The sequence below is a fragment of the Thalassolituus sp. UBA6592 genome (assembly GCF_002433655.1).
Lineage (GTDB): Bacteria > Pseudomonadota > Gammaproteobacteria > Pseudomonadales > Oceanobacteraceae > Venatoribacter.
Window position 1 is genome coordinate 25,008 of record NZ_DJIO01000155.1, and the last position, 26,795, is coordinate 51,802.

Below are 26,795 nucleotides of genomic sequence, written 5' to 3' on the forward strand. Positions count from 1 at the left end.
TCGGTTTGCTGTTATGAGTCGCGGTGTCTGCCCGGCATTATAAAGGTAATGGCCGGACATTATACGCGCTGAGCATCACGGTATTTGTTCTGTCTGGCCAAAAGGCGTGCAGAAACGGCTCTTCGGTCATGCTGTTCTGACGCTTAACCTTCTTTATTCAGTGGAGCATGCTCCCCGGTCTGAGGTCGTGGACGGTTTTCCTCCACTTCGGTCAGCGGTGTGCATTCCACCATAGAGCGGATACTGCGTTTGGTCAGATCAATGTACTGACGGGTAGCGTTCTGCTTCCAGGCAAGTTCTTTATCAGAGACCTGGCGCTTCACATCCGCCGGAGCTCCCATCACCATAGAGCGCGGCGGGCATTCAAAGCGTGTCTTAACAAACGACGCTGCCGCGACAATCGACTCAGCGCCTATGTCAGCGAAATCCATAATGACGGCATTCATACCGACCAGCGTATCTTCACCGATCACACAGCCATGCAGAATGGCGCCATGACCAATATGACCGTGGCGCTTAATGCGCGTCACGGTATCAGGGAAGCCGTGCACCGTGCAGTTGTCCTGCATATTGGATTCTTCTTCCATCACGATCTGACCGAAGTCACCGCGCAGACTGGCACAGGGGCCAACGTAACAGCCCGGGCCTATGATCACATCGCCGATCAATACTGCGGTGGGGTGGACGTAAGCGGTCGGGTGAACCACTGGGGTTACGCCATCAATACGGTAGCAGGGCATAAGGTGTTCCTCTTGTGCGTATTGCCGCAGCCGGTTGAGGCAGCCTGTTATGTCAGGCTGCTGCCTTTTGATTCCTGCTTTCTGCCTTTTGACAGTCGCCTTTGCTGCGGGCTTTTGCTGTAGTCCTTGAGGCTGAAATGGGCAGAATTTCCGGTCGTCTAAAACAATACGTTATTTTTAATTATTTTTGATTTTGTGTATCAGAACATAAGTTTAATGGCTTTGTGAAGTACTATAAAAACACAAAATTCTTAAGGTTTTTCCTGCTTTTGTATCATTTTTGGCCAGCCGTATTTAAATTTTTACCCCACTGTCATCGCGTAAATTCGCGGATTTACGGGGGTTTTTAGCGGAATACGACTAAAGCGATACGTAAAGATTAAAAAAATCTGTTGTTTTGTATCTTAAATTCATGCAGTTTGAATAAAAGCGATACACAAGTGCAGCAAAAATCTGTCAGCGCAGAAATAAAAAAAGCATGTGATCGCAGCCGACCCGTAACAAAAACAACAACGGGCGGAAAAGAAAAAGGTACTCACATGACAACCGATAATTTCCGTACGCTGGCTGTTGAAACAGCCGGTGCGGGGGTATGGCTGGTTAGACTGAACCGCCCCCAGGCGCTTAATGCCCTCAACACTGAGCTGTTGGGTGAACTGAGCGCTGTTCTCGACAACGCCGAAGACGCAGGCGACGTGCGTGCCGTGGTTATCACCGGCAATGCCCGCGCGTTTGCTGCCGGAGCCGACATCAATGAGATGGCGGCGCTGGATATGGTCGGCATCCTCAATGATCCGCGCCAGCAGCACTGGCAGCGTATTACCCGCTTCAGCAAACCGTTAATCGCCGCCGTGAATGGCTTCTGCCTGGGCGGTGGCTGTGAGCTGGCCATGAACGCCGATATTCTGATCGCCGGCAGCGATGCAAAATTCGGCCAGCCGGAAATCAATCTCGGCATCATGCCTGGCGCTGGCGGTACTCAGCGACTGCTGCGTGCTGTGGGTAAATCCATGGCCATGCAGATGGTGCTCAGTGGTCAGCCGATCACGGCGCAACAGGCACTGCAATGCGGCCTGGTCAGCGAAATCACTCAACCCGAATTTACCGTCGAACGCGCACTGGCGCTGGCTGCTGATATTGCCGCCAAAGCACCACTGGCGGTGCGTCTGGCGAAAGAAGCCATCCTGCGTGGTATGGACGCCGACCTGAGCACAGGTCTGCGCTATGAACGCCAGGCGTTTACTGTGCTGGCGGCGACAGACGACCGTAACGAAGGCATCGCTGCCTTCCGGGAAAAACGTAAACCCGGTTTCAGCGGTCGCTGAAGCCAGAACCGGACTGGGGTGATTTCTCCATGAGTTTTGAACACATTATTTATTCAGTGGATGCCGGTGTGGCACTGCTTAGCCTGAACCGACCTCAGGCACTGAACAGCTTTAACGAAGCCATGCATCTGGAAGTGCGCGAAGCACTGAAAATGACCGCAGAAAACCCTGACGCGCGGGTGCTGCTGTTAACCGCTGAGGGCCGTGGTTTCTGTGCCGGTCAGGATCTGTCTGACCGCAACGTGGCACCGGATGCGGACATGCCGGATCTGGGTCTGTCCATTGAGAAATTTTACAACCCGATGATCCGCCGTCTGCAGCAACTGCCTATGCCGGTGATCTGTGCCGTTAACGGCGTTGCCGCCGGAGCCGGTGCCAATATTCCGCTGGCCTGCGATCTGGTGTTGGCAGCGCGCTCGGCAAAATTTATTCAGGCGTTCTGCAAAATCGGTCTGGTGCCGGATTCCGGTGGTACCTGGTTCCTGCCGCGTCTGATCGGCATGGCGCGGGCCAAACAGCTGGCCTTACTGGGCGAGCCGTTAACCGCTGAGCAGGCATTGGAATGGGGCATGATTTATCGCGTCACCGACGACGAAGCCCTGCGTGATGAAGCGCTGGTGCTGGCCCGTCAGCTGGCAACACAGCCAACGATGGGGCTGGGTTATATCAAACGCGCCCTGAACGACAGCGTCAGCAATGGCTTTGATGAGCAGCTGACGCTGGAGCGTGATCTGCAGCGTCTGGCTGGCCGCACGGATGATTACCGCGAAGGCGTGGCGGCATTTATGGCCAAACGTCCGGCTGAATTTAAGGGGCGCTGAGATGAAAGCACTGGATACTTCCGTTATCTGCGGCGTCATCGGCGCCGGTGCAATGGGCGCAGGTATTGCGCAGGTAGCTGCTCAGGCCGGGCACAGCGTATTGCTGTTTGATACCCGCGAAGGTGCAGCCCGCGACGCCATTAATAACATTGAGCGTCAGCTCGCGCGCCTGGTGGAAAAAGGCAAGTTTACCGCAGAGCAGGCCGCAGCCACTGTCGCCCGCATGCAACCTGCGGCGGCGCTGAGCGATTTTGCCAATGCGGGTTTTGTGCTGGAAGCCATCGTCGAAAACCTGGATGTAAAACGCGGCTTATTAGAGCAGCTGGAAAGCATCTGTAAAGCCGACTGCATTCTCGCCACCAATACCTCGTCGCTGTCAGTGACCAGTCTTGGTGCCGGTCGTCAGCAGCCGCAGCGTATTGTTGGTATGCACTTCTTTAACCCGGCGCCGGTGATGAAGCTGGTGGAAGTGGTTTCCGGTCTGGAAACCGATAAAGCCATTGCTGAATGTGTGTTTGCGACGGCTAAAGCCTGGGGTAAAGAACCGGTTTACGCACGCTCAACACCTGGTTTTATAGTTAATCGTGTGGCGCGTCCGTTTTATGCCGAAAGCCTGCGTCTGCTGCAGGAACAGGCCGCCGACTGCGCCACGCTGGATGCCATTATGCGTGATGGCGGTGGCTTCCGTATGGGCGCTTTCGAGCTGACCGATATGATCGGCCACGACGTTAATTACGCTGTGACCAAATCCGTATTTGATGGCTATTACGGCGATTTCCGTTTTCAGCCTTCCCTGATTCAGAAAGAACTGGTGGATGCCGGCCTGCTGGGCCGTAAATCCGGCCGGGGCTTTTATTCCTATTCTGAGAATGCCGCTAAACCAGAGGCTGGCAGCGTAAGTGTGAGCGGTGATCCCGTACCCGGCTGCACGGCACTGGGCGACTGCGGTGTTCTCAGTTCTCTTGTGTCACGCCTGGCTGCCGCCGGGGTGATGGTGACTGCAGAGTCGTCTTCCGATGCCGGCGTACTGCGTATTGGCAGTGCCACGGTCGCGCTGAGTGATGGTCGCATGGCCTGTCAGCGTGCCCGGGAAGATGGCCTGAGCAATCTGGTGCTGATCGATCTGGCGCTGGATTACAGCAAAAGCAGCCGTCTGGCGGTAAGCCGCGCGGCTTCAACCTCTGACGAAGCACTGCAACAGGTGGCCGACTGCCTGGGCAAAGCCGATATCCGCATCAGCGAAGTCAGTGATGTACCCGGGCTGGTGGTGATGCGCACGGTGGCCATGCTGGCCAACGAAGGCGCAGACACCGTGCTGCACGGCGTTGCCAGTGCGGCGGATGTGGATACCGCCATGCGTTCGGGCGTGAATTATCCGCGTGGCCCCCTGGCATGGGCGGATCAACTGGGTCTGTCAGCAACCCTGACAGTACTGGAAAACCTGCAACAGGCGTATGGCGAAGAACGCTATCGCCCATCACTGTTACTGCGTCGTCTGGCGCAGCAGGGAGGAAGCTTTCATGGCTGAAGTACGCGAACTGAAGATCAATCCGGCCGACATGAATGCCGCTGAACTGGCGCAGGCCTGCGCCGATGAACTGTTCCGCCGCGATGACGCCAGTCAGTATCTGGGGATGCGTCTCAGCGATGTCGCACCGGGCCGGGCGACCATGACCATGGTGGTGCAGGAGTTTATGTTGCAGGGCCACAAAACCTGCCACGGCGGTTACATGTTTACGCTGGCGGATTCGGCTTTTGCTTTTTCCTGTAACACCTACAACCAGGCCACCGTGGCCATTGGCTGCAGCATTGATTATGTCGCCCCCGCCTTTGCCGGTGATCTGCTGACGGCGGTGGCGACCGAGAAATCGCGCAGTGGCCGTACCGGTAACTATGATGTGGAAATCCGTAATCAGGAAGGCGCACTGATCGCCATGTTCCACGGTAAGTCCTATCGCATTCGTGGCGAAATTCTGCCAATGGAGAACTCTGATGACTGATGCACTGATTATTGATGCTATCCGTACACCAATCGGCCGTTATGGCGGCGCGTTATCGGCAGTGCGTGCTGACGACCTTGGAGCGGTACCGATGAAAGCATTGATCGCACGTAACCCGTCGCTGGACTGGTCACAGCTGGATGACGTGATTTACGGCTGTGCTAACCAGGCCGGTGAAGATAACCGCAACGTTGCACGTATGTCAGCGCTGCTGGCAGGTCTGCCGGTATCGGTACCGGGCACCACAGTGAACCGTTTATGCGGTTCCGGTATGGATGCGGTGGGTATTGCCGCCCGCGCGATCCGCGCCGGTGAAGCCGGGCTGATGCTGGCGGGTGGAGTGGAATCCATGTCACGGGCGCCGTTTGTGATGGGCAAAGCTGAGCAGGCTTTCAGCCGCAGTGCGGAAATATTTGATACCACCATTGGCTGGCGCTTTGTGAACCGCCTGATGAAGTCGGATTTCGGTATCGACTCCATGCCGGAAACCGCTGAGAACGTTGCCGAAGAATTTAATGTTAACCGCGCCGACCAGGATGCTTTCGCCCTGCGCTCGCAGCAGAAAACCGCTTTGGCTCAGGAAAATGGCCGCCTCGACCGTGAAATTACCCCGGTGAGCATTGCCCAGCGCAAAGGTGACGCGCTGGTGGTAAACCGCGATGAACATCCGCGTGCGTCTACGACGGCAGAAGCGCTGGCTAAGCTGGGCACGCCATTCCGCAACGACGGTAAAGGCACAGTGACAGCCGGCAATGCTTCCGGCGTGAACGACGGCGCCTGTGCACTGTTGCTGGCCAGTGAAGCTGCCGCAGCACAATACGGCCTGAAAGCCCGTGGCCGCGTACTGGGTATGGCCACCGCCGGGGTTGAGCCGCGGATCATGGGCATTGGCCCGGCGCCGGCAACCCGTAAAGTGCTGGCCCAGACTGGCCTGACACTGGCGGATATGGACGTGATTGAATTGAACGAAGCCTTTGCTGCGCAGGGGCTGGCGGTACTGCGGGAACTGGGTCTGGAAGACGATGACCCGCGCGTGAACCCGAACGGCGGTGCTATCGCCCTGGGACACCCTCTGGGTATGAGTGGTGCGCGTCTGGTTACGACCGCCCTGAATGAACTGGAAGTGCAGAACAAACGTTACGCCCTGTGCACGATGTGTATCGGTGTCGGGCAGGGGATCGCGATGGTGATTGAGCGCCTGTGATCGCAAGTTAACCGGGTGGGGCTGCACCACATAAGTATAAAAGATGCGGCTCACCTGTTTCAGTCATAATCCATGAGGCAACGCCCATGAGTACAAAAATAAAAGAGGGACTCAGCATGAATATCCGCCAGCAATTCAAACCGGATCAGCTTGATCCTATGGAACATGCCAGCATTGACGAACTGCGTGCACACCAGCTGCAGCGTCTGAAGTGGAGCGTCAGTCACGCTTACGAAAATGTGCCGCTGTACCGTCAGCGCTTTGATGCCGCGGGCGTGCATCCGGAAGATATTCAGTCGCTGGATGATCTGGCCAAACTGCCGTTCACCACCAAGACCGATCTGCGTGATAACTACCCGTACGGCATGTTCGCCACACCGATGGAAGACATCGTGCGTCTGCATGCGTCCAGCGGTACCACAGGTCAGCCAACGGTGGTGGGTTACACCCAGCGCGATATCGACAACTGGGCCAACCTGGTTGCTCGTTCTATCCGTGCCGCCGGCGGACGCTCCAGCGATAAAGTGCATGTGTCTTATGGCTATGGTCTGTTCACCGGTGGTCTGGGCGCGCATTACGGTGCCGAACGTCTGGGCTGTACAGTGATTCCTATGTCCGGTGGCCAGACTGAGAAACAGGTACGCCTGATCCGCGATTTTGATCCGGACATCATCATGGTAACCCCGTCTTATATGCTCAATATCGCCGATGAGATGGAGCGTCAGGGCATTGATCCGCACAAACTGAGCCTGCGTCTGGGCATCTTCGGTGCCGAACCCTGGACCGAAGAACTGCGTCGTTCCGTAGAGCAGCGCATGGGTATCCGCGCCATGGATATTTATGGTCTGTCAGAAATTATGGGCCCGGGTGTCGCCATGGAATGTGCCGAAACTCAGGACGGCCCGACCGTGTGGGAAGACCATTTCTATCCGGAAATTATTAATCCGGAAACCGGCGAAGTACTGCCGGACGGTGAACTGGGCGAGCTGGTATTTACCACGCTGAGCAAAGAAGCTCTGCCGATGATCCGTTACCGTACCCGTGACCTGACCCGCCTGTTGCCTGGCACCGCACGCCGTATGCGTCGTATCGATAAAATCACCGGACGCAGCGATGACATGATGATCATCCGTGGCGTTAACGTCTTCCCGACTCAGATCGAAGAAGAAGTGGTTAAAGTTAAACAGCTGACTGACGAATATCAGATCCACCTGTATCGCAATGGCAATATGGACAGCATGGAAGTTCACGTAGAGCTGCGTCCTGAGTTCGCTCATCTGAGTGAATCCGAGACCCGCGATATCGTTGGTGAGCTGCGTCATCACGTGAAGTCCTCGGTGGGTATTACCGTCGGCGTTAACGTGTTCCCAAGCGGCGGTATTGAGCGTTCAGAAGGCAAAGCCAAACGCGTATTTGATAAACGCAATGGCTGATTAATCGAGTTGGGCGGTGCCTGAGCACCGCCGCAGAATGGCTGTGCGCTGCCCGATGCGCAGGCGGATGCTTCGACCAGATCCGCTGCGGGAAGGGATTTTTCCGCACCCTATATGATACAAAAATAGTTAATATTTATTGTTTTTAGTGTCGTAAGTTGGATGCAGAACAAAGAAATAAAAAGCAACAGCCATAAAGAACAAGGTAGCGCGGGCACAGTACCCGCACAGCAAAGCGGAGACAGAGCTATGTATGCACAAATGGTTGAGACCGGCTTAAAGCAGGTAAAAAGCCTGGATGAAATGGGCGCAGAAGAGCGTGCATTCCAGCAGAAGATTGATGCTGAAATCAAAATTGAAGCAAAAAACTGGATGCCGGATGCGTATCGCAAAACCCTGATCCGTCAGATTTCCCAGCACGCGCATTCGGAAGTGGTGGGTATGCTGCCGGAAGGTAACTGGGTCACCCGCGCGCCAACGTTTAAACGCAAGCTGCAGCTGATGGCGAAAATTCAGGATGAAGCCGGTCACGGTCTTTACCTGTACAGCGCCATGGAAACCCTGGGTGCAGACCGCGATGAAGAAATCGACAAGCTGCACACCGGCAAAGCGAAATACTCCTCCATTTTTAATTACCCAACGCTGAACTGGGCGGATATGGGTGCCGTGGGCTGGCTGGTGGATGGTGCCGCCATCGTTAACCAGGTGGTGCTGCAGCGTACCTCTTATGGTCCGTATTCCCGCGCCATGATCCGTATCTGTAAGGAAGAAAGTTTTCACCAGCGTCAGGGTTACGAAATCCTGCTGCACATGATGCGTCACGGTAACGAAGCGCAGAAAGAAATGGTGCAGGACGCGATTAACCGTCTGTGGTGGCCATCACTGATGATGTTTGGCCCAAGCGATGCTGATTCCCCGAACAGTGCGCAATCCATGGCGTGGAAAATTAAACGTCATACCAATGATGAACTGCGCCAGCGCTTTATCGACCAGACAGTGCCGCAACTGGAGTTACTCGGTTGTACTGCGCCGGACCCGGATCTCAAGTGGAACGAAGAACGTGGCCACTATGATTTTGGCGAAATTAACTGGCAGGAATTTTACGACGTACTGAAAGGCTACGGTCCGTGTAACCGCGAACGGGTAGAAGCACGCCGTAATGCCATTGAAGACGGAGCCTGGGTACGCGAAGCCGCGGTCGCTCATGCCAATAAGAAAAAACAGCGCTCAGCTGCCTGATAGCCAATACGTAAAACGGCCATAACAAAAGATAGGCCGGGGAGAAAACATAATGTCGCAATGGACCCTTTTTGAAGTTTTTGTTCGCAGTAAACACGGCCTGAATCACAAGCACGTTGGCAGTGTTCACGCCGCTGATGATCAGATGGCCATTGAAAATGCCCGCGATCTTTATACTCGCCGTAACGAAGGCGTGAGTATTTGGGTGGTGCCTTCTTCTGCGATTACCGCCACCGCCACTGACGAAAAAGAACCACTGTTCGATCCGTCGGACGACAAGGTTTATCGCCACGCCAGTTTTTACGAACTGCCGGATGAAGTAGGACATATGTGAGGCTGATGCAATGAAGAAATACGATGAACTGAGCGAATTTCTGCTGCGCATGGGCGACAGTGCCCTGATTCAGGGACAGCGTTTATGCGAATGGTGTGGCCACGCGCCGGCACTGGAAGAAGAGATGGCATTAATGAATGTCGGTCTGGATCTGGTCGGTCAGGCGCGCAACTGGCTCGATTACGCCGCAGAAAAAATTAACGACGGATGCGATGCCGACATGCTGGGTTTCCGTCGTGACGAGCGTGCATTCCGTAATCTGCTGTTAGTGGAACAGCCGAACGGTGACTACGCCGTCACTATGACCAAACAATTTTTATACGACGCCTGGCAATACCACCTGCTGGAAGCATTAACCGTTTCTGCTGATCAACGTATTGCGGCGATTGCAGCGAAATCATTAAAAGAAGTGACCTATCACCTGCGCCGTTCCAGCGAATGGATTGAGCGTCTGGGTGACGGCACCGAAGAAAGCCATCAGCGTATGGAAGCCGCCGTCGACACTCTGTGGCGTTTCACGTTTGAGCTGCAGGAAAGCGATGAGGTTATTGAGCAGCTGACGGCCACCGGCATTATTCCGCAGGGCGATCAGTTGGCGCAGCAATGGGCACAGACCGTGGCTGATGTATTTGCCCGGGCAACGCTGACCGTGCCGGACAATGCGCGCAGCTTTTATCTGAGTGGTCGTGAAGGCAAACACACCGAACACCTCGGTATTTTGCTGGCAGAAATGCAGTTCCTGCAGAGAGCGTATCCGGATGCGAGCTGGTGATCTGATTTCCACCGACAGCGCCGCTGAATTACGTATCAGTGGCAGTGCTGCGGACATTGATTTTGCCTGGCAGGTACTGAACGACGTACCGGACCCGGAAGTGCCGGCGGTGAGTGTGGTCGACCTCGGCATCGTGCGCGAAGTGTTCTGGCAGGATGAGCATTTGCAGGTGCTGATTACACCGACCTATTCCGGTTGTCCGGCCACGGAATTTATTGAAGAAGCGGTACGCGATGCTCTGCTGCAGGCGGGATTTGTTAATCCACAGCTGACACAGAAACTCGACCCGGCCTGGACCACTGACTGGATTACCGCAGAAGGCCGGGAAAAGTTAAAGGCTTACGGTATTGCGCCGCCAGCGGCCAGTGCCAGCAAGCGTTCGCTGTTGGGTGAACCCGTGCAGGTGCATTGTCCACAGTGTGGCAGTGAGCACACAGAGCAGCTGAGTGAATTCGGTTCCACAGCGTGCAAAGCCCTGTACCGCTGTAACGATTGTCTTGAGCCGTTTGATTACTTTAAGTGCATCTGACAGCTGCCGTTAAAAGCAGCTCAGAAAATAACAACAACGCCATTCGTGGCCGCAGGTTCTGGCGATAAACAGAACCCGGAACGAAGGCTGAACCAGCAGCACTCAGATACACCACTGAGGATGCGGTTAAAGGAGAAAATGATGACAACATTTCATTCCCTGACGGTTGCGGATAAACGCAGAGAAACCCGTGATTCAGTATCCCTGGTATTCGATATTCCCGCGGAACTGGCCGGTGATTTCCGTTTTAAACAGGGCCAGTACCTGACACTGAAAACAGCCATTAACGGTGAAGAAGTGCGCCGTTCTTATTCCATCTGCAGTGGTGTTAACGACGGCGAAATCCGCGTAGCCATTAAAAAAGTGCCGGGCGGTGTTTTTTCTTCCTTTGCCAATGATGCACTGTCGGTGGGGGACGCCCTTGAAGTGATGCCTCCTATGGGCTCTTTTTATGCAGAACTGGATCCGGCACGTAAAGGCCATTATCTGCTGGTGGCTGCCGGCAGTGGCATCACCCCGATCCTGTCGATCGCCCGAACCACCCTGGAAACCGAACCTGACAGCGAAATTACTCTGCTGTACGGCAACCGCGCAACGTCGTCCACCATGTTCCGTGAACAGCTGGAAGATTTAAAAAATGACTATCTTGGTCGCTTTAACCTGATTTTTGTCTTCAGTCGTGAGCAGCAGGATATTGATCTTTATAACGGCCATATCGATGCCGATAAATGCCGCTCGTTGTTTGCCCGCTGGATTGATGTGAAAAGCCTGGACGGTGCATTTATCTGCGGTCCGCAGGCCATGACTGAAACGGTGCGCGACATGCTGAAAGAAAGCGGAACACCGGCTGAGAAGATTCACTTTGAATTATTTGAAGCTGCTGGCAGCGCGCAGGAAAAAGAGCGCAAGCGCGAACAGCGGGCTCAGGCTGCTCAACAGCATACTGATATGACCGACGTTACTGTGATCCGTGACGGTCATGCCATGAGTTTTGAGCTGAAACAGAACACTCAGAGCCTGCTGGAAGCCGGTAACGAAAACGGTGCCGATCTGCCGTTCTCCTGTAAAGCTGGTGTCTGCTCTACCTGTAAATGCAAAGTGATTGAAGGCGAAGTCGATATGGATGTCAGCCTCGGGCTGGAAGATTACGAAGTGGAAGCCGGTTATGTGCTGTCCTGTCAGTCGTATCCGGTATCGGACAAAGTGGTGCTGGATTTCGATGAAATCTGACCGGCTGCTGAGCGGTAAAGAAAGTAAAAAGTAGCACGATAAAAAACAAGAATTTATTCAACGCAGAAAAAGCGGAGGCAATTATGTCAGCCCCGACATTACAGAGTTTTATTGCCGGCCAATGGCTCGGCCAGGAAGCAGCACAGTCACTGACCAGCGCGGTCAATGGTGAAGTGATTTATCACACGCATGCGGAACAGATTGATTTCGCTGAGTCGCTGGATTACGCCCGTACCACAGGTCAGAAATCCCTGCTGGAAATGGATTTCCAGACCCGCGCCTCCTGCCTGCGTGCGCTGGGTAAATACCTGATGGATCATAAGGAAAGTCTTTATGAAATATCTGCCCTCAGCGGTGCGACACGCATCGACAGCTGGGTGGATATTGAGGGTGGTGCCGGCACCCTGTTCGCTTATGCCAGCCTGGGGCGACGCGAACTACCATCCGGCAACTTAATTCATGAAGGCGATGCCATGCCACTGGGCCGTGAAGGTCAGTTCTGTGGCTCACATATTCTGGTGCCGCGCCGTGGTGTTGCTGTGCATATTAATGCCTTCAACTTCCCGGTCTGGGGCATGCTGGAAAAGTTTGCGCCGAACTTCCTTGCGGGTATGCCGTGCATTGTTAAACCGGCGTCGGCGACCAGTTATCTGACCGAAGCTGCCGTGCGGCTGATGCACCAATCCGGCCTGTTACCGCAGGGCAGTCTGCAGCTGGTGATCGGCCGTACCGGTGATCTGCTGGATCGGGTAGATGGTCAGGATATGGTTACCTTTACCGGTTCTGCCAGCACCGCCGCCATGCTGCGTACCAATGAAAATCTGATTAAAAATTCTGTTCCATTCAATGCTGAGGCCGACTCTCTAAACTGTGCGATTCTGGCGCCGGATGTTACGCCGGATGATGTTGAATTCGATCTGTTTGTTAAGGAAGTTGTGTCAGAAATGACGGTGAAAGCCGGGCAGAAATGTACCGCGATCCGTCGTGTACTGGTGCCGGAAAACCGCATTGATGCAGTGGCTGAAAGAATTGCTGCACGACTGGCAAAAGTGACTGTGGGTGATCCACGCCTTGAAGGTGTTCGTATGGGCGCACTGGCATCCCACGATCAGCAGAAAGATGTGCGTCATCAGCTGGAAGCACTGATGGCAACCAGTGAAGTGGTTTGCGGTAACAGCCGTGATTTCGCTACTCAGGGTGAAGGCACAGAAAACGGTGCATTCTTCGAGCCGACACTGCTGCTTAATAACACACCGGATGGCGACTGCGGTGCCCACGATATCGAAGCCTTTGGTCCGGTCAGCACGCTGATGCCATACCGTGATACTGATCATGCGCTGGCACTGGCGGCCCGTGGTAAAGGTTCTCTTGTTTCTTCATTGGTGACCCGTGATCCGGCTATTGCTGCCGACATGGTACCTGTGATGGCCTCTTATCACGGTCGTGTACATATCCTTGATGAAAAATCGTCAAAAGAATCCACTGGTCATGGTTCACCGCTGCCAATGCTGAAACACGGTGGTCCTGGTCGCGCCGGTGGCGGTGAAGAGCTGGGTGGTATCCGCGCAGTGAAACATTATCTGCAGCGCGCAGCGATCCAGGGATCACCGACCATGCTGACGGCCGTAAGCCGTGAATATGTGCGTGGAGCCGACACCATTGAAACCGATGTGCATCCATTCCGTCGTCACTTTGAAGAAGTACAGATCGGCGAGTCGCTGCTGACTCACCGCCGTACCGTAACCGAAGCGGATATCGTCAATTTCGGTTGCCTGTCCGGTGATCATTTCTACATGCATTTTGATGAGCTGGCAGCCCGCGATTCTCAGTTCGAGAAGCGTATTGCTCATGGCTATTTCGTGCTCTCTGCCGCTGCGGGGCTGTTTGTATCTCCGGGTGTTGGTCCGGTTCTGGCGAATTATGGTCTGGATAACCTGCGCTTTATTACCCCGGTGGGTATCGGCGACACCATTCAGGCACGCCTGACCTGTAAGCGCAAAATTGATCAGGGCAAAGAAAGCCCTAAAGGTGAACCACAGGGCGTTGTCGCCTGGGATGTTCAGGTGACTAATCAGGAGGGTGAGTTAGTCGCCAGCTATGACATCCTGACATTGGTTAAAAAGAAAGACTGAAACAACAGGGGGGTGTGAAAAGCTTTTTTCATATCCTTTGAAGGTTTTCGGATAGATAACAATAACAACGATTGTCTCTGTCTTCAGAGCAATCAGAGAAAGCTGACGTATCAGGGGCCAGAAGCCTTATCAACTGAGCGTCGGCCTTCTTACCGGTTCATTGCCTGATCAGTCAGGTGTGAAATGGGTGAATCTGTACAGTCGTGTGGATCACCCCGAATAAAACAATAATTAAACAGCAAGGTGCTAATTATGAATACGCTTAAAAAAATTGCCTCTGCCGGCCTGCTGGCCACTACTCTGTTTGCTTCATTTAATGCCGCCGCTGAAACGGTTCTGCGTGTGGGTACCTGGTTGCCACCGACGGATAAGCAGAACGAAGTGGTGTGGCCGACCTGGGCTAAATGGGTTGAAGAAGCGACGGAAGGGCGCGTTAAAGTAAAACTCGAGTATGGCCTTGGCCATCCGAAAACCATGTTCCAGTTAGTGGAAGATGGTGTTGTTGATGCTTCCTTCAGCTTTCATGGCTATGTACCGGGCCGTTTTAAATTACCACAGATCGTAGAAGAGCCTGGTCTGGGGGTTGGCGCTGAAGCGGCTTCTGTGGCGCTCTGGCGTGTGTACGATGAACACCTGCGTCAGGCTGGCGAATTTGAAGGCCTGCAGGTGCTGGCAATGTTCTCCCACGGTCCGGGTACTATTCAGTCAAACTTTCCGATAAAAACCCTGGCCGATATTGAAGGTAAAAAAATCCGTGTAGGCGGTGGTGTTCAGACTGAACTGGCCGAGCGTATGAAACTGACGCCGGTCGGTGCGCCAGCCACAAAAGCCTACGAAATGCTGCAGCAGGGTGTTATTGACGGCATCTTTATGCCAATGGCTCAACAGAAAAGTCTGCGTCTGAATGAAGTGACCAAATACATCACTGTATTCCCTGCCGGTATGTATATGGGTAGCTTCTCCATGTTTATTAACCCTGAATTTATGGAAGATCTGGACGATCGTGATCGTGAAGCCATCCTGGCTGTATCCGGTGAAAAGCTGTCTGCCATGGCTGGTCGTGCCTGGGAAGAGGGTGATATGGAAGGCTACGAAGAAGCCCGTAAAGCCGGTGTTGAAATCAACGAGCTGAGCGCCGATTCACCACTGGCGGTTGAATTCAACAAGATGATTTCCGGTATGGATCAGATCTGGGTTGAGTCTGTCGCTGACCGCGAAGTTGACGGTCCGGCGGTGATGAAAGAACTGCGTGATATTGCGCACACCTATAAACCTGCTCAAAGCGTTGCTGCGGAAGAATAATTATGTCTGTGTCTGATTGGGTATCAGAACACTATGAGGAAAAAGGGCCAGTCAAATGGCTGGCCTTTTTTCTCGAATGTATTGCAGGTTGTGTTCTGTTTGCATTGGTATTGCTCACCTGTGTTGATGTCATTGGCCGGTATTTTCTCGGCAATGCCATCAACGGCAGTACAGAAATGACGGAGATTGCTCTGGCCGTCATTATTTTCGCAGAAATGCCGGTTATCACCTGGCGTGGCGGCCATGTGGTGGTGGATCTGCTCGACCGCTATATGAATTACTGGCTGGTAAAAGCGCTGGGTCTGTTATCCGTCATTCTGGTTGCCGGTGCTTTTTACGCATTGGCCAGCCGCATGTGGTATCTGGCAGAGCGTTCGTTGCGCAGGGACGTAGTGACTGAATACCTGGAAATTCCTACGGGCTATATCGTGCAGTACATCTCAGTGATGAGTTACGTCTGCGCTGCCATGATGATCAGTTATGGCCTGTACCGTGTGATTAAAGAAAAATAATCACCTTAAAACCAACTGCTGAGATTTAGGTTGCGTTATGACTGTTGCATTGATTGGCTTTGCCATACTTCTGATTCTGATCATTGTAGTGCGTATTCCCATTGCGTTCGCCATGGGTTTTACCGGCTTTTTTGGCTTTGCTTATCTGCAGGGCCTGGGCTTCGATAATTTTATGGATTTCCGCTGGAGCGGTGTTCTTTCCATGGCTTCCAACCGTGTTATCGATACGGTGCAGGAATATGGACTGTCGGTAATTCCACTGTTTATTTTGATGGGCAATCTGGTAACTAACTCAGGCCTGTCTCAGGCACTGTATCGTGCGTCCAACGCGTTTTTAGGGCATCACAAGGGTGGTCTGTCGATGGCAACCGTCGTTGCCTGTGGTGGCTTCTCGGCGATCTGTGGCTCATCGTTGGCAACATCAGCGACCATGGCCAAGGTAGCTATGCCGCCAATGCGTAAATACGGCTATGCCGATTCGCTGGCGACAGCCTCCATTGCTGCCGGCGGTACTCTGGGAATTCTGATTCCACCGAGTGTGATTCTGGTTATTTACGGCCTGCTGACAGAAACCAGTATCCGTGAACTTTTTGCTGCCGGTTTTATTCCGGGCCTGCTCGGTGTGCTTATGTATCTGGGCGCGGTGAAATACGTGGTATGGCGTAACCCGGAAGCAGGTCCGGCCGGTGAGAAACTGCCGTGGAAAGAACGCTTTATGGCGATGAAAGGCGTCTGGGGTGTTGTCGCGCTGTTCACGCTGGTGATGGGCGGTATTTATCTCGGTATTTTTACCCCAACCGAAGCTGCGGGTATCGGTGCCGGTGGTGCATTATTGATTGCGCTGTTCCGCCGCACTCTGTCACCGGGTCTGCTGTTTGCTGCCTTAAGTGATACCGGGCGCACCACGGCCATGCTGTTTGGTGTAGTGATCGGTGCGCTGATCTTCTCTGACTTTATTAACCGTGCCGGACTGCCGGACGATCTGCTGGCGTTTGTGACTTCGCTGGATGTCAGTCCGCTGGGTGTCATCCTGGTAATTCTCGGTATTTATATTGTGCTGGGTATGGTGTTTGAAAGTCTGTCCATGCTGCTGCTGACTGTGCCTATTTTCTATCCACTGGTTGAAAGCTTGGGTTTCGATCTGGTGTGGTTCGGTATCGTGGTGGTTGTGGTTACTGAAATCAGCCTGATTACACCGCCGGTGGGGATGAATATCTTCGTTCTGAATGCGGTGATACGGAATATTAATCCGGCGACGATTTTTAAAGGCGTCACGCCGTTCTGGTGCGCAGATATTGTCCGTCTGGCACTGATTACTCTGGTACCGGTGATCACCCTGGTGCTGCCAGAACTTTTATACCGCTGACAGGAGGCGTCTATGTTACCCGGAGTTAAACGTATTCTTTATGCATCCGATCTGCGCGAAGGATCGCGCCCTGCCTTCCGCGCAGCGGTCAGCTTATGTGGACACTATGAATCGCATATCACCTATCTGCATGTGATTGAATCGGCAGGGGCGCAGGCTGAGAAGATTGTTAAAGAAATGATGGCCCGTGATAAATCCCTGCAGGCGATGCACGACAGTTGTGTACAGGAAGTTCACGAAGGGATTTTTAAGCGTGTGCAGGCTTTCTGTGACACTGAGCTGGACGAAGACGAGCGGCTTCAGGCTGGGCAGCTGGATGCTAAAGTCACTGAGGGCGAGCCCTGGCGGGAAATTCTTAAAGTAGCGGATGAAATCCGTGCCAGTGTGATCGTGATGGGAACCCGTCATGATCACAGTCTGGGCAAAGTATTGATTGGTTCGACTGCGGGCAAAGTGATTGAACACAGTAAGCGACCGGTATTGGTCGTTCCTTTGACCTCATGACCGACCCTCTGACTGATCGAATGACGAACTTCCTGAACAAGTTACTGAGTAAGCTCCTGATCAGAACTGCCTGATTAGCAACCTCGCCGGTGTAAGCCGGCTTTCCGGGGGTTCCAGCCCCCGCTTTTTTCTTTCTACCCGCATTCGCTTAAGTCTGGCTGTGTTCAGTCAGCGCTGGATTCATCAGAGTTATCTTCTTTTTTGCAAAAACTTATACGCTGAAAACAGTACCAGCTGCAGCATGGCGGGCGGCATTAGGATGAGTAATGCCCAGATATATTGGTAGCTCAGATTATTCACGGACGTGGATGCTGAGATTATCGTCAGGGCCAGTGGCACACCTGGCAGCAGGGTACAGCAAAGTGTGTAGAGCGTATTTTTAAATGCCTGCTGAAGATGAATAGCTGTCCATACCGCAGGTGTTAACAGTATAAAGCTGATCAGCCAGCCAGCGGCAAAGGGGGGAGGCAGCAAGGTGCTCCAGAATGATGCCGGCAGTATTTTGGAAAAGATAAACAAAAACGGCTGCGCTGCCATCGCTCCCAGCAGAAGACCTGTCGATACCAATATGCCTCGCCGGCCAGAGTCTGTGGTTTTTGCCGTTACATCCATGTACTTTCCTCGTTTGCAGAAGCCGCTATTTATGCAGCTTAACATCAGATTGCGGATTGCGGACATATTCTTACCTGTGCTGCCGCGTATCGCTGCAGAAATCTCCTGCGCTGCCTTGCACATCTGGTCGGAATTTAATCAGTGTTTAGTCAGAGTATGCCGCTGAAATTTCTCTGGCGTTAATCGTGTTTATATCATTATCAAAATGTGAAACGGTAGCTTTTTCCAGTGATCCGCTATCGCAATACTGCCCGCGGACCGGACGCCACCGCCCGGCAGGACAATAGTCTGCCGGCTGAATCAGGGAATCCGGCCAGGAAGCTGATTATCCAAAAAAGGACAAATGGAATGAAAACACGTAATTTTTTTGCTTTGACTCTGGCGACCGTTTTTACTCTGGGCCTGACCGCCTGTGGTGAAGAAAAAGAAAGCACAGCTGCAGCAGACACTGCTCCGGCAGCAAGCAGTCAGGCAAAAGTTGATGAAGCTCAGGCAGCGGCTGAAGAAGCTATGGCGGCTGCAGAGAGTGGCGATACTGCTGCAGTAGAAGCAGCGGTTGCCAAAGCTCAGGAAGCAGCTCAGGCAGCTGCAGATGCAGCTTGTGAAGAAGCTAAAAAGCAGGCACGAGATGCGGGTCTGGATGAAGATCAGGTTCAGTGCTGATTTAAATCCGGCTGAAAGAGAGCACTGCGGTGCTCTTTTTTTTTAATAATTTAAATTAAAAAATTTTACGCTGACTGCCTGCTCAGCCTTTGCGGTCAGCCTGACGCCGCGCTTCACACAGCGCCAGAATACTTTGCTTTTGTTGGACAGTGGATTCTACCCAATGACGAATCTCTTCCAGTGTGCGGTAACAGCCGAGGCAAATATCATTGTGGTCGAGGCAACAGTTCCTGATGCAGGGTGAGGAAATGGCTTGCCCGGCTTTCTTGTTGTGATCAGCATACTGTTTATCCGAGGTCATATTGCAGCTTTCCTTTTCAGCACTTTGTCTCCTTCAGTACCTCCCCCTCAGCACCTACTCCTTCAGTACCTTACCGGCCTTCAGCACCTTTCTGGTTCAGATAATGGTGTACCGCTGTTAACTTTATGCCAACTTAAAGGATTCGCAAAGGACCAGAGGAGGTTAGTCAGGAGTATGCTGCCAGCAAGGGCTGGTATTAATCATCGTCGTCGTCATCATCGTCATCCAGTGAACGGGTGATCGGACGATAAATTTCTACCCGGTCGCCGTCTTTCAGTTCGCTTTCCGGCGTTGCCAGTTTGCCAAAAATACCGACACGCATACTGTCGAGGTCGATTTCCGGGTATTTGTTCAGAAGGCCGGACTGTTCCACAGCCTCAGCCAGCACACAGTCATCATCGACATCCAGTGTGATCCAGGGTTGTTTTCCGGCAATCGCATAAATAACACTGACCTGCATCTTTCTGTCCTCAGCAATGTGAACTGATGGTAACCAGCCCGTTATCTGCTTTCTGTGGCAGGCGGCGGTCGATCATGCGTTTAATTACGATCAGGAAACCCAGCGCCATAAAGGCACCAGGTGGCAGAATTGCCAACAGAATACCTGAATAGTTTGGAATGACTGTGGTTTCCAGCCAGGCGAAATGACTGCCAAGTAACAGCGAGGCGTTGGCAAACAGGGTGCCGCTGCCGAGAATTTCGCGCATACCACCTACCGCGACCAGCACCCACATAAAGCCGAATCCCATGGCCAGTGCATCGACGGTTGCGTTGAGTACGGGTTGCTTGCTGGCGTAACTTTCAGCACGGCCAAAAATCGCACAGTTAGTAACGATCAGCGCGATAAACAGCCCCAGCACTTTATACAGATCATGCATAAACGCATTAATGGTCATATCAACCAGAGTTACCACAGTGGCAATTAATACGATCAGCACCGGAATCCGTACCTGCGGGCTGATGACGCCGCGCACGGAAGAGATAATGATATTGGTCAGCAGCAGTACCGCCAGAGAGGCAATGCCCATGCCCAGACCATTGGTGGCACTGGTGGTTACCGCCAGCAGTGGGCACAGAGCCAGCATTTGCCCCATGGCAACGTTGTTGTCCCATAACCCTTCACGGAATATCTGACGAAACTGACTCATGAGGCGGCCTCCGTTGCTTCGCTGCCGGTATTTTTTGCCGACGATTGTGATTGTTGTTGCACCTGTTTTTCCACGCGCTCAGGCGACGCACTTTGTTCATCTGCGGCTGATGTCATGCCCGCCGCCAGAGTTTTCAGACCGTCTTCGCTTTCTGCCCAGCTGCGATACAGCAGCAGCCCGGTATGAACGCCTTTAACCACTGCGCGGGGGGTAATGGTTGCGCCGGTAAACTGATCAAATTCCCCGCCATCTTTTTTTACATGCCAGCCCTGTTCGCTGACATTCTCCAGAGACTTGCCATCAAAGCCGGTAATCCAGTCGCTTTTTTCCACTTCGATTTTGTCTGCCAGTCCGGGCGTTTCAATGTGGCTGATAATACGCACGCCCATTAATTGTCCATCCGGAGTTACCGCCAGAATCATATTAATAATCCCGCCCCAGCCAGCAATCGACAGCTGCACAGCAACGGCGGTTACCGCACCATTTTTCTCTGCCAGCATTAAGGTGGCCGGTGCGCTGAGTGCTTCGTGCTGCAGCGTACGGGTATCGGTCAGCGGATCATTATCGTAATAGCTCTGCGGAAGTACCTGCGCAAGCATGGCGAGCTTATCGGCGGTTTTATGATCTTCGATGGATTGCAGCGTTGTGTGATTACCAAGAATCAACAGCAGGCTGACCAGCGCACAGGCACCTCCCAGCAGAAGTGCCTGATAAACCGGTTTTTCTTTGTACGGCTGAATATCGAAGCTGATCATCAGGACACCTTGCGTAAAGCAGAAACGTGTTTAGCAGCACTACCCTTGCGGTTACGGCCGTACGCCCGCGGTTTAACTGCCCGGTCAATCAGTGGCGTCAGGGTGTTCATCAGCAGGATGGCAAACGCCACCGCTTCCGGAAAACCGCCCCAGCTGCGGATACAGAACAGCAGCACACCACAACCAACGCCGAAGATAATTTTGCCGGCAGCAGTGGAAGGTGATGTGACGTATTCAGTGGCGTAAAAAAATGCACCGATCATGATGCCGCCGGATGTCAGGTGGAACAGCGGCCCGGCATAGCTGTCGGCATTGGTGTGCGAAGCGAGTAATGACAGTATGGCCAGCGAGCCCAGCAGTGCTATTGGTATGTGCCAGCTGATGACGCGGGTAATAATCAGATAAAGGCCACCGATAAGTGCCAGTGCTTCCGACGTTTCACCCATACTGCCACGGGTCATGCCGAAGAAGGCATCCTGCAGACTGAAATCCGCGGCAATCATGTCGCTCATATGTGCGCCGCCCGCTGCAGCGGCTTTACTGGCCCCCAGCCAGGTGGCGCCGGTCATACCATCGGCCAGTGGCGCACTGGCAAAAATAATCTTCAGGGATTCTATAAAGCCCGGTGCTGATGCGCTGTTAATTGGCGTAACGTTTACCCAGGTAGTCAGCTGTACCGGAAATGAAATTAACAGTGCGACACGGGCGAGCAGGGCGGGATTAAATACGTTCTGACCAATACCACCGTAAATCTGTTTACCAATGGCAATAGCAAAAAAGGAACCGCCAACGCCAACCCACCATGGGGCCCATGGCGGCAGAGTTAATGCCAGCATCCAGCCGGTTAACAGCGCTGAATTATCTTTTAAGCGGCTGAGCGGCTGGCCGATTAAATACAGACACAGGGCTTCGGTTAAGACAGCGCTGGCAGCGGTGATGGTGAACAGAATGATGGCCGGCCAGCCAAAGCAATAAAAGCCCCACAGGGTGACCGGCGTCAGAGCAATGCAGACGCGAAGCATAATCCGGTCGATACTAGAACGATCGTGAGCGTGTGGGGACGCTGTGGGCGTGTAAACCTGTTCAGCAGTCATGGCAAATTACTCTCTCAAAAATACGTCAGCTTTCGCTTTCACTGGTGGCTTTGGCTTCACTTGCTTCGCTTACTGCGGTCAGCTCAGCGGCTTCGCCTGTAGCAACTTCTGTTTTTACATCTGCCGCTGCTTTTTTCGCTTTTGCTTTTTTAGCCGCGGCTTTGGCTGCCTTAGCTGCTTCTTTCGCGGCTTTTGCTGCGCGCTTGGCTTCGGCTTCGGCTTCCAGACGATCCTTACGTGCTGCCATTAATTCCTGGGTATAGGTCAGCTTCTGCTGGCTGGCTCTGCGGTCGGCCAGTTCACCTTTGGCGTATTCAAAATATTGCACCAGAGGAATATGGGACGGGCAGACATAAGCGCAGGAGCCGCACAGAATGCAGTCGCGCAGACCTGCTTCCTGGGCGCCATCAAGATCATCCTGTTTGGCATTACGCGACATTTCCAGCGGCAACAGACCCATCGGGCAGGCGTCTACACAGCGGCCACAGCGGATGCAGGGCGATGGCATATGTTCATTCACTTCGGCTTTGGTTAACGCCAGAATGCCGGAGCTGCCTTTAATTAATGGCACTTCGGCGGTAGGCAGAACCTGCCCCATCATTGGCCCACCCATTAATATACGGGATGGGGTTTTCGTCAGTCCGCCACATTGTTCAAACAGATGACTGATTGGCGTGCCCAGTAAGGCTTCGACATTCTGCGGCTGGCCAACACAGCCACCGGCCACTGTGGTTACCCGTGATAATAATGGCCGGCCGTACACCAGTGCCTGCTGAATGGCGTACACAGTGGCGACGTTATGCACCAGTACGCCGATATCGTTACTGCGTTTGCCTGCCGGAACTTCATAGCCAGTGACGGCCTGAATTAATTGTTTTGCCGAACCCATCGGATAACGGGATGGCACCACCATAATTTCGATAGAACCAATGTCTTTGGCGGCTTCCTGCAGGGCGGCGATGGCTTTGGGCTTGTTGTCTTCAACCGCGATAACTGCGCGATAAGCTTCGATGATGTAGCGGACCAGTTTGGTACCTTCAACGATTTCTTCTGCACGCTCACGCATTAAGCGGTCGTCGGTGGTCAGGTAAGGTTCACATTCACCACCGTTGACGATCAGGGTTTTAATTTCAAAACGACGGCCCTGACGTAATTTAATGGCGGCCGGAAAAATCGCACCGCCCATACCGACAATACCGGCTTCTTCCACCAGGCTGGCCAGTTCTTCCGGAGAGGTTTTATACGGATCTTCCGGTGGGCATAGTTCCGTCCATTTTTCCATGCCGTCCGGCTCAAGAATAATGGCGTTGGCCGGCAGACCGGACGGGTGCGGCATGGTAATGGTTTCAATACCAACAATAGTGCCGGACGTCGGTGCATGAATATTGGCTGACAGGCGTCCTTCTGCTGCGGCAATGCGCTGGCCTTTCAACACGCTGTCGCCAACCTGCACTAATGGCACCGCATCTTCACCGGAATGCTGACACAGAGGCAGGTACAGGCGCTCAGGCAAAGGCAATGAAGTATTAATTGCCAGAAAGCCGCTGTCTTCTTTATGACCGTCGGGGTGTACACCGCCGCGGAAGGTTCCCAGTCCAAATAACATAATCAGGCTGCCTCAGGTTTGGTCCAGTGCCAGGTGGTCAGAGTTACCGGCGTGCTGATCAGGCTGATGCAGTCTTCCGGACAGGCATCCACACACTGGTTGCAGCCGGTACAGGCATCGGCATAGACCACATGAATCTGTTTGCTGGCGCCGACGATGGCATCCGTCGGACAGGCTTTGTAGCAACGGGTACAGCCGGTGCAGAGGTCTTCATCAATGGTTGCCAGTTTGGGCTCAGCGGTTTCACCGAGCGTCGACAGATCAATGTCCAGCAGTTTGGCCAGATTCTCAGCAAGGGCGCGGCCGCCCGGAGGGCAGCAGGTAACGTCGGCGCTGCCATTGGCCATGGCTTCTGCAGCCGGGGAGCAGCCGGGAAATCCGCACTGTCCGCACTGACTGCCAGGTAACATTTCTTCAATTTCCTTAACGATCGGGCTGGCTTCTTCCACCGCAAAAAAACGTGCAGCCAGACCCAGCAGGCCACCAAGTGCCAGACCCAGAATGGTCAGTACCAGAGTCGCAATTAACATACAGCCTCCTTTTTTCTGTTATTTATCTGCGCCGTCAGATCATGCCGCTGAAGCCCATAAATATGAGCGACAACAGACCAGCAGTAATCAGACTGATCGGAGTACCGGTAAACAGCGCCGGCACATTAGCTAATGCCAGACGTTCGCGCAGACCGGCGAACATCACCATAACGATAACGAAACCCAGCGCCGATCCGAGACCAAACATCAGGCTCTGCGGCAGATTGTGTTTTTCGTTGATATTCAGCAGTGCTACACCCAATACCGCACAGTTGGTGGTAATGAGTGGCAGAAAAATCCCCAGCGCTTTGTGTAATGCCGGACTGGTTTTACGCATCATCACTTCGGTGAACTGCACCACAGCAGCGATGATCAGAATAAAGGAGAGGATTCTTAAAAATTCTATGTCTAAAGGCTGAAGTAAAAGATGTTCAATCAGCCAGCTCAGAAGGGCAGATAAGGTAAGAACAAAGGTGGTCGCCAGACTCATGCCCCAGGCAGAAGAAACGCTGCTGGATACCCCCATCAGCGGACAAAGCCCAAGGAATTTCACCAGTACAATATTATTGACCAGAGCTGTGCTCACCAATATCAGTAAGTAATCCATATCTCATACCTCATGCCATTACCCCAGTAGCCAGCCCGGTTTTTCATTGGCAGATTTATATAAAGGCGACGGGGCGCTGCATATTCTGTGAAGGCTGATGTGTGCCTGATGCGTTATTGCATTTCACATGCCACAGGAATTTTTCGGCGAGGCGGAACATGGGCGGATGCATTTATTTGTGCATCATGGGTCTGCAAAGCCTGAAAACAGTGCGTTTGCAGCAAAGGTGACACAAGTTCTTCTTGTCGCGTTTGTTACAAAAGCGCGAAAAGCCAATTTTGTCGTTTGTTGTTTTTGCTACAAAAAATGAAATTCTTGTCGGGCAGATGACAGTAATCATGGGGCCTGAGGCGAAAAAAACATCAGGCACACTCTTTGCTGACCTGTTTAATAGTGTCTTCAGAATAATGCATACAATGCATTGCGCCATAAGGAGCTGGTATGGGGAAAATCAAGCTCACTCAGGATCAGGCCGAGGCTGTGAACCTGTCTGAAAAAGGTATTGCTGATATTCACCCGGAAGGAGTCCTGTTAGCAGAGGAAGTTTTCTTTCAGGCGGTAGAGCATTCACCTGTGGCTATTTCGATCACGGATCTGAAAGCCAATATTCTTTATGTGAACCGTTCTTTCACCCAGGTAACCGGGTACAGTGAAGAAGAGGTTCTGGGAAAAAACGAATCCATTCTTTCCAATCACACCACGCCGCGGATTGTTTATCAGGCATTGTGGGGGCGTCTGGCTCAGCAGAAAGCCTGGAGCGGTATGCTGCTGAACCGCCGTAAAGATCAGCGTCTGTATCTGGCAGAGCTGACGGTTGCGCCGGTAATCAATGAAAATAATGAGACGATTTATTATTTAGGTATGCATCGTGACGGTTCGGAAATGCACGAACTGGAACAGCGTCTTATTAATCAGAAGCTGATGATGGAATCCGTTCTGAATTCAGTTCCGGCATCCGTTGTGGTTCTGGATGAAACCGGTCATGTAGTTTCAGCTAACCCAAGTTTCCGTGAGCTGGCGAAAGAATTAACGGACAGCGACAGTCTGGATGCTGCCGTTGATGTGGTCAGTAAACATCTGGGTAGCAGTTATACCAATCTGATTGATGAAAGAAAGAGTTTCGATGATCAGGAATTCTCCATCGATCATGGCCGTAGCCTGGCGCGTTGGTTCAGTTGTTTCGGTACCAATATTGATGTGCAGGGCGAACAGGCGGACGGATTTTTTGAGCAGACGGTGCATCACTATGTGCTGCTGATGATTAATGAAATTACCGATATCCGCCGCCGTCAGGAAGAAACCCATCTTAATGCTTTAAAAGCATTAATGGCGGAAGAAGATCTGGTGCAGGGCATGCGCGAAACCGTTAATGGTGCCATTCATCAGATGGAAGGACCGGTCAATCTGCTCGCCACGGCGGTCAGTATGTTACAGCGTCGCAGTGCGGAAAGCCGTGATGACGCATTGCTGGCTGCGCTGGAAGATGCGCTGGCATCCGGACGGGGTGCCATGGACAGCATGCGTGATTCCATGCCTGCGGAAATTCAGGAAAGTAAAAAGCCGGTCAATATTAATGAACTGTTGCGCGAAGCGCTGGCACTCAGTACCGAACGTTTCCTGTCTGCCGGTATCACAGTGGCCTGGCAGCCGTCGGTTCACCTGCCAGCGATTATTGGCCGTGAACGCCGCCTGCGCAGTATGTTTAAACAATTAATTGATAATGCCGTAGACGCTATGAGCGAACGGCAGGTCAGACAGCGTGAGCTGACCATCATTACCAGTGATGCAGAAAAAGACGTCGTTACCTGCGAAATTATTGATACCGGCAGTGGTATTGATCCATCACTGATGATGAAAGTATTTCAGCCATTTTTCAGTACAAAAACCAACGGCAGTGGATGCCGTGGTATGGGCTTGCCGATGGTGCATGAAGTGGTCAGTGACCACGCTGGTACCGTCCGCATTGACGAAAAACACAAACCGGGATGTCGCATTATCGTTCAGATTCCCGTCACATCCATTCGCTGAGAAGGGTG

Annotated in this window: 28 protein-coding genes; 18 read left to right on the forward strand and 10 right to left on the reverse strand. The window is 53.0% G+C overall.

What is annotated here, in order from left to right; genetic code table 11:
• Positions 1-143: 143 nt before the first annotated feature.
• The gene (locus B2Z72_RS15520) at positions 144-740 is read right to left on the reverse strand and encodes a phenylacetic acid degradation protein PaaY (protein WP_296982347.1); all 597 of its coding nucleotides are present in this window, start codon (positions 738-740) and stop codon (positions 144-146) included.
• Positions 741-1,279: 539 nt separating this feature from the next.
• Between B2Z72_RS15520 and paaF the strand changes: the two genes are divergently transcribed.
• The 16 genes from paaF to B2Z72_RS15600 all read left to right on the forward strand — a co-directional run bounded on the left by paaF (position 1,280) and on the right by B2Z72_RS15600 (position 17,443).
• Positions 1,280-2,065: a 2,3-dehydroadipyl-CoA hydratase PaaF gene (gene paaF / locus B2Z72_RS15525; RefSeq protein ID WP_296982349.1), complete on the forward strand. Its 786-nt coding sequence runs from the start codon at positions 1,280-1,282 to the stop codon at positions 2,063-2,065.
• 29 nt (positions 2,066-2,094) lie between these two features.
• Entirely contained in the window at positions 2,095-2,886 is a 792-nt protein-coding gene (gene paaG / locus B2Z72_RS15530; RefSeq protein ID WP_297005248.1) for a 2-(1,2-epoxy-1,2-dihydrophenyl)acetyl-CoA isomerase PaaG, read from the forward strand.
• 1 nt (position 2,887) lies between these two features.
• Positions 2,888-4,414: a 3-hydroxyacyl-CoA dehydrogenase PaaH gene (gene paaH, locus B2Z72_RS15535; protein ID WP_296982355.1), complete on the forward strand. Its 1,527-nt coding sequence runs from the start codon at positions 2,888-2,890 to the stop codon at positions 4,412-4,414.
• Complete coding sequence (gene paaI / locus B2Z72_RS15540; protein ID WP_296982358.1) at positions 4,407-4,886, forward strand: hydroxyphenylacetyl-CoA thioesterase PaaI; 480 nt, start codon at positions 4,407-4,409, stop codon at positions 4,884-4,886. The genes paaH and paaI overlap by 8 nt, the downstream gene beginning before the upstream one ends.
• Positions 4,879-6,090 carry a 3-oxoadipyl-CoA thiolase gene (gene pcaF / locus B2Z72_RS15545; RefSeq protein WP_296982359.1) on the forward strand — a complete coding sequence of 404 codons (1,212 nt, stop codon included), beginning with the start codon at positions 4,879-4,881 and terminating at the stop codon, positions 6,088-6,090. The genes paaI and pcaF overlap by 8 nt, the downstream gene beginning before the upstream one ends.
• A gap of 116 nt (positions 6,091-6,206) precedes the next feature.
• Positions 6,207-7,523: a phenylacetate--CoA ligase PaaK gene (paaK, locus tag B2Z72_RS15550; protein ID WP_296982460.1), complete on the forward strand. Its 1,317-nt coding sequence runs from the start codon at positions 6,207-6,209 to the stop codon at positions 7,521-7,523.
• Positions 7,524-7,772: 249 nt separating this feature from the next.
• A complete protein-coding gene (gene paaA, locus B2Z72_RS15555; RefSeq protein WP_296982361.1) occupies positions 7,773-8,762 on the forward strand; it encodes a 1,2-phenylacetyl-CoA epoxidase subunit PaaA in 990 nt (329 codons plus the stop codon).
• 52 nt (positions 8,763-8,814) lie between these two features.
• A complete protein-coding gene (paaB, locus tag B2Z72_RS15560) occupies positions 8,815-9,096 on the forward strand; it encodes a 1,2-phenylacetyl-CoA epoxidase subunit PaaB (RefSeq protein WP_296982363.1) in 282 nt (93 codons plus the stop codon).
• Positions 9,097-9,106: 10 nt separating this feature from the next.
• Positions 9,107-9,868 carry a 1,2-phenylacetyl-CoA epoxidase subunit PaaC gene (gene paaC / locus B2Z72_RS15565; protein ID WP_296982365.1) on the forward strand — a complete coding sequence of 254 codons (762 nt, stop codon included), beginning with the start codon at positions 9,107-9,109 and terminating at the stop codon, positions 9,866-9,868.
• On the forward strand, positions 9,855-10,397 hold the full coding sequence (gene paaD / locus B2Z72_RS15570) for a 1,2-phenylacetyl-CoA epoxidase subunit PaaD (RefSeq protein ID WP_296982366.1): 543 nt from the start codon (positions 9,855-9,857) through the stop codon (positions 10,395-10,397). Before paaC ends, paaD begins: the two co-directional genes overlap by 14 nt.
• Positions 10,398-10,538: 141 nt before the next feature.
• A complete protein-coding gene (gene paaE / locus B2Z72_RS15575; RefSeq protein ID WP_296982368.1) occupies positions 10,539-11,627 on the forward strand; it encodes a 1,2-phenylacetyl-CoA epoxidase subunit PaaE in 1,089 nt (362 codons plus the stop codon).
• An 83-nt stretch (positions 11,628-11,710) separates the two neighbouring features.
• Positions 11,711-13,759 carry a phenylacetic acid degradation bifunctional protein PaaZ gene (gene paaZ, locus B2Z72_RS15580; RefSeq protein ID WP_296982370.1) on the forward strand — a complete coding sequence of 683 codons (2,049 nt, stop codon included), beginning with the start codon at positions 11,711-11,713 and terminating at the stop codon, positions 13,757-13,759.
• 252 nt (positions 13,760-14,011) lie between these two features.
• Positions 14,012-15,061 carry a TRAP transporter substrate-binding protein gene (locus B2Z72_RS15585; RefSeq protein WP_296982372.1) on the forward strand — a complete coding sequence of 350 codons (1,050 nt, stop codon included), beginning with the start codon at positions 14,012-14,014 and terminating at the stop codon, positions 15,059-15,061.
• Between the two features lie 2 nt (positions 15,062-15,063).
• The gene (locus B2Z72_RS15590; RefSeq protein WP_296982373.1) at positions 15,064-15,573 is read left to right on the forward strand and encodes a TRAP transporter small permease; all 510 of its coding nucleotides are present in this window, start codon (positions 15,064-15,066) and stop codon (positions 15,571-15,573) included.
• Positions 15,574-15,610: 37 nt separating this feature from the next.
• Positions 15,611-16,939, forward strand: coding sequence for a TRAP transporter large permease (locus B2Z72_RS15595; protein WP_296982375.1), 1,329 nt, complete (start codon positions 15,611-15,613; stop codon positions 16,937-16,939).
• A 12-nt stretch (positions 16,940-16,951) separates the two neighbouring features.
• Positions 16,952-17,443 (forward strand): universal stress protein, encoded by a 492-nt coding sequence (locus B2Z72_RS15600; protein WP_296982377.1) that lies wholly within the window; start codon positions 16,952-16,954, stop codon positions 17,441-17,443.
• A gap of 189 nt (positions 17,444-17,632) precedes the next feature.
• Here the strand turns inward: B2Z72_RS15600 and B2Z72_RS15605 are convergent, their stop codons facing one another.
• On the reverse strand, positions 17,633-18,121 hold the full coding sequence (locus B2Z72_RS15605) for a hypothetical protein (protein ID WP_296982379.1): 489 nt from the start codon (positions 18,119-18,121) through the stop codon (positions 17,633-17,635).
• 282 nt (positions 18,122-18,403) lie between these two features.
• Here B2Z72_RS15605 and B2Z72_RS15610 point away from each other — a divergent pair, with 282 nt between their 5' ends.
• Entirely contained in the window at positions 18,404-18,718 is a 315-nt protein-coding gene (locus B2Z72_RS15610; protein ID WP_296982381.1) for a hypothetical protein, read from the forward strand.
• Between the two features lie 82 nt (positions 18,719-18,800).
• Here the strand turns inward: B2Z72_RS15610 and B2Z72_RS15615 are convergent, their stop codons facing one another.
• The 8 genes from B2Z72_RS15615 to rsxA all read right to left on the reverse strand — a co-directional run bounded on the left by B2Z72_RS15615 (position 18,801) and on the right by rsxA (position 24,759).
• Positions 18,801-19,019 (reverse strand): DUF1289 domain-containing protein, encoded by a 219-nt coding sequence (locus tag B2Z72_RS15615; protein ID WP_296982383.1) that lies wholly within the window; start codon positions 19,017-19,019, stop codon positions 18,801-18,803.
• 196 nt (positions 19,020-19,215) lie between these two features.
• Positions 19,216-19,479 (reverse strand): RnfH family protein, encoded by a 264-nt coding sequence (locus tag B2Z72_RS15620; protein ID WP_296982385.1) that lies wholly within the window; start codon positions 19,477-19,479, stop codon positions 19,216-19,218.
• 10 nt (positions 19,480-19,489) lie between these two features.
• A complete protein-coding gene (locus tag B2Z72_RS15625; protein ID WP_296982387.1) occupies positions 19,490-20,167 on the reverse strand; it encodes an electron transport complex subunit E in 678 nt (225 codons plus the stop codon).
• Entirely contained in the window at positions 20,164-20,922 is a 759-nt protein-coding gene (locus B2Z72_RS15630) for an RnfABCDGE type electron transport complex subunit G (RefSeq protein ID WP_296982389.1), read from the reverse strand. Before B2Z72_RS15630 ends, B2Z72_RS15625 begins: the two co-directional genes overlap by 4 nt.
• The gene (locus B2Z72_RS15635; protein WP_296982391.1) at positions 20,922-22,016 is read right to left on the reverse strand and encodes an RnfABCDGE type electron transport complex subunit D; all 1,095 of its coding nucleotides are present in this window, start codon (positions 22,014-22,016) and stop codon (positions 20,922-20,924) included. Before B2Z72_RS15635 ends, B2Z72_RS15630 begins: the two co-directional genes overlap by 1 nt.
• Before the next feature lie 25 nt (positions 22,017-22,041).
• The gene (gene rsxC, locus B2Z72_RS15640) at positions 22,042-23,622 is read right to left on the reverse strand and encodes an electron transport complex subunit RsxC (protein WP_296982393.1); all 1,581 of its coding nucleotides are present in this window, start codon (positions 23,620-23,622) and stop codon (positions 22,042-22,044) included.
• A 2-nt stretch (positions 23,623-23,624) separates the two neighbouring features.
• On the reverse strand, positions 23,625-24,152 hold the full coding sequence (locus tag B2Z72_RS15645; protein WP_296982395.1) for an RnfABCDGE type electron transport complex subunit B: 528 nt from the start codon (positions 24,150-24,152) through the stop codon (positions 23,625-23,627).
• A gap of 34 nt (positions 24,153-24,186) precedes the next feature.
• On the reverse strand, positions 24,187-24,759 hold the full coding sequence (gene rsxA / locus B2Z72_RS15650) for an electron transport complex subunit RsxA (protein ID WP_296982396.1): 573 nt from the start codon (positions 24,757-24,759) through the stop codon (positions 24,187-24,189).
• Between the two features lie 441 nt (positions 24,760-25,200).
• On the opposite strand from rsxA, the gene nifL reads away from it, so the two are divergent.
• On the forward strand, positions 25,201-26,787 hold the full coding sequence (gene nifL / locus B2Z72_RS15655; RefSeq protein WP_296982398.1) for a nitrogen fixation negative regulator NifL: 1,587 nt from the start codon (positions 25,201-25,203) through the stop codon (positions 26,785-26,787).
• The last annotated feature ends 8 nt before the right edge of the window (positions 26,788-26,795 follow it).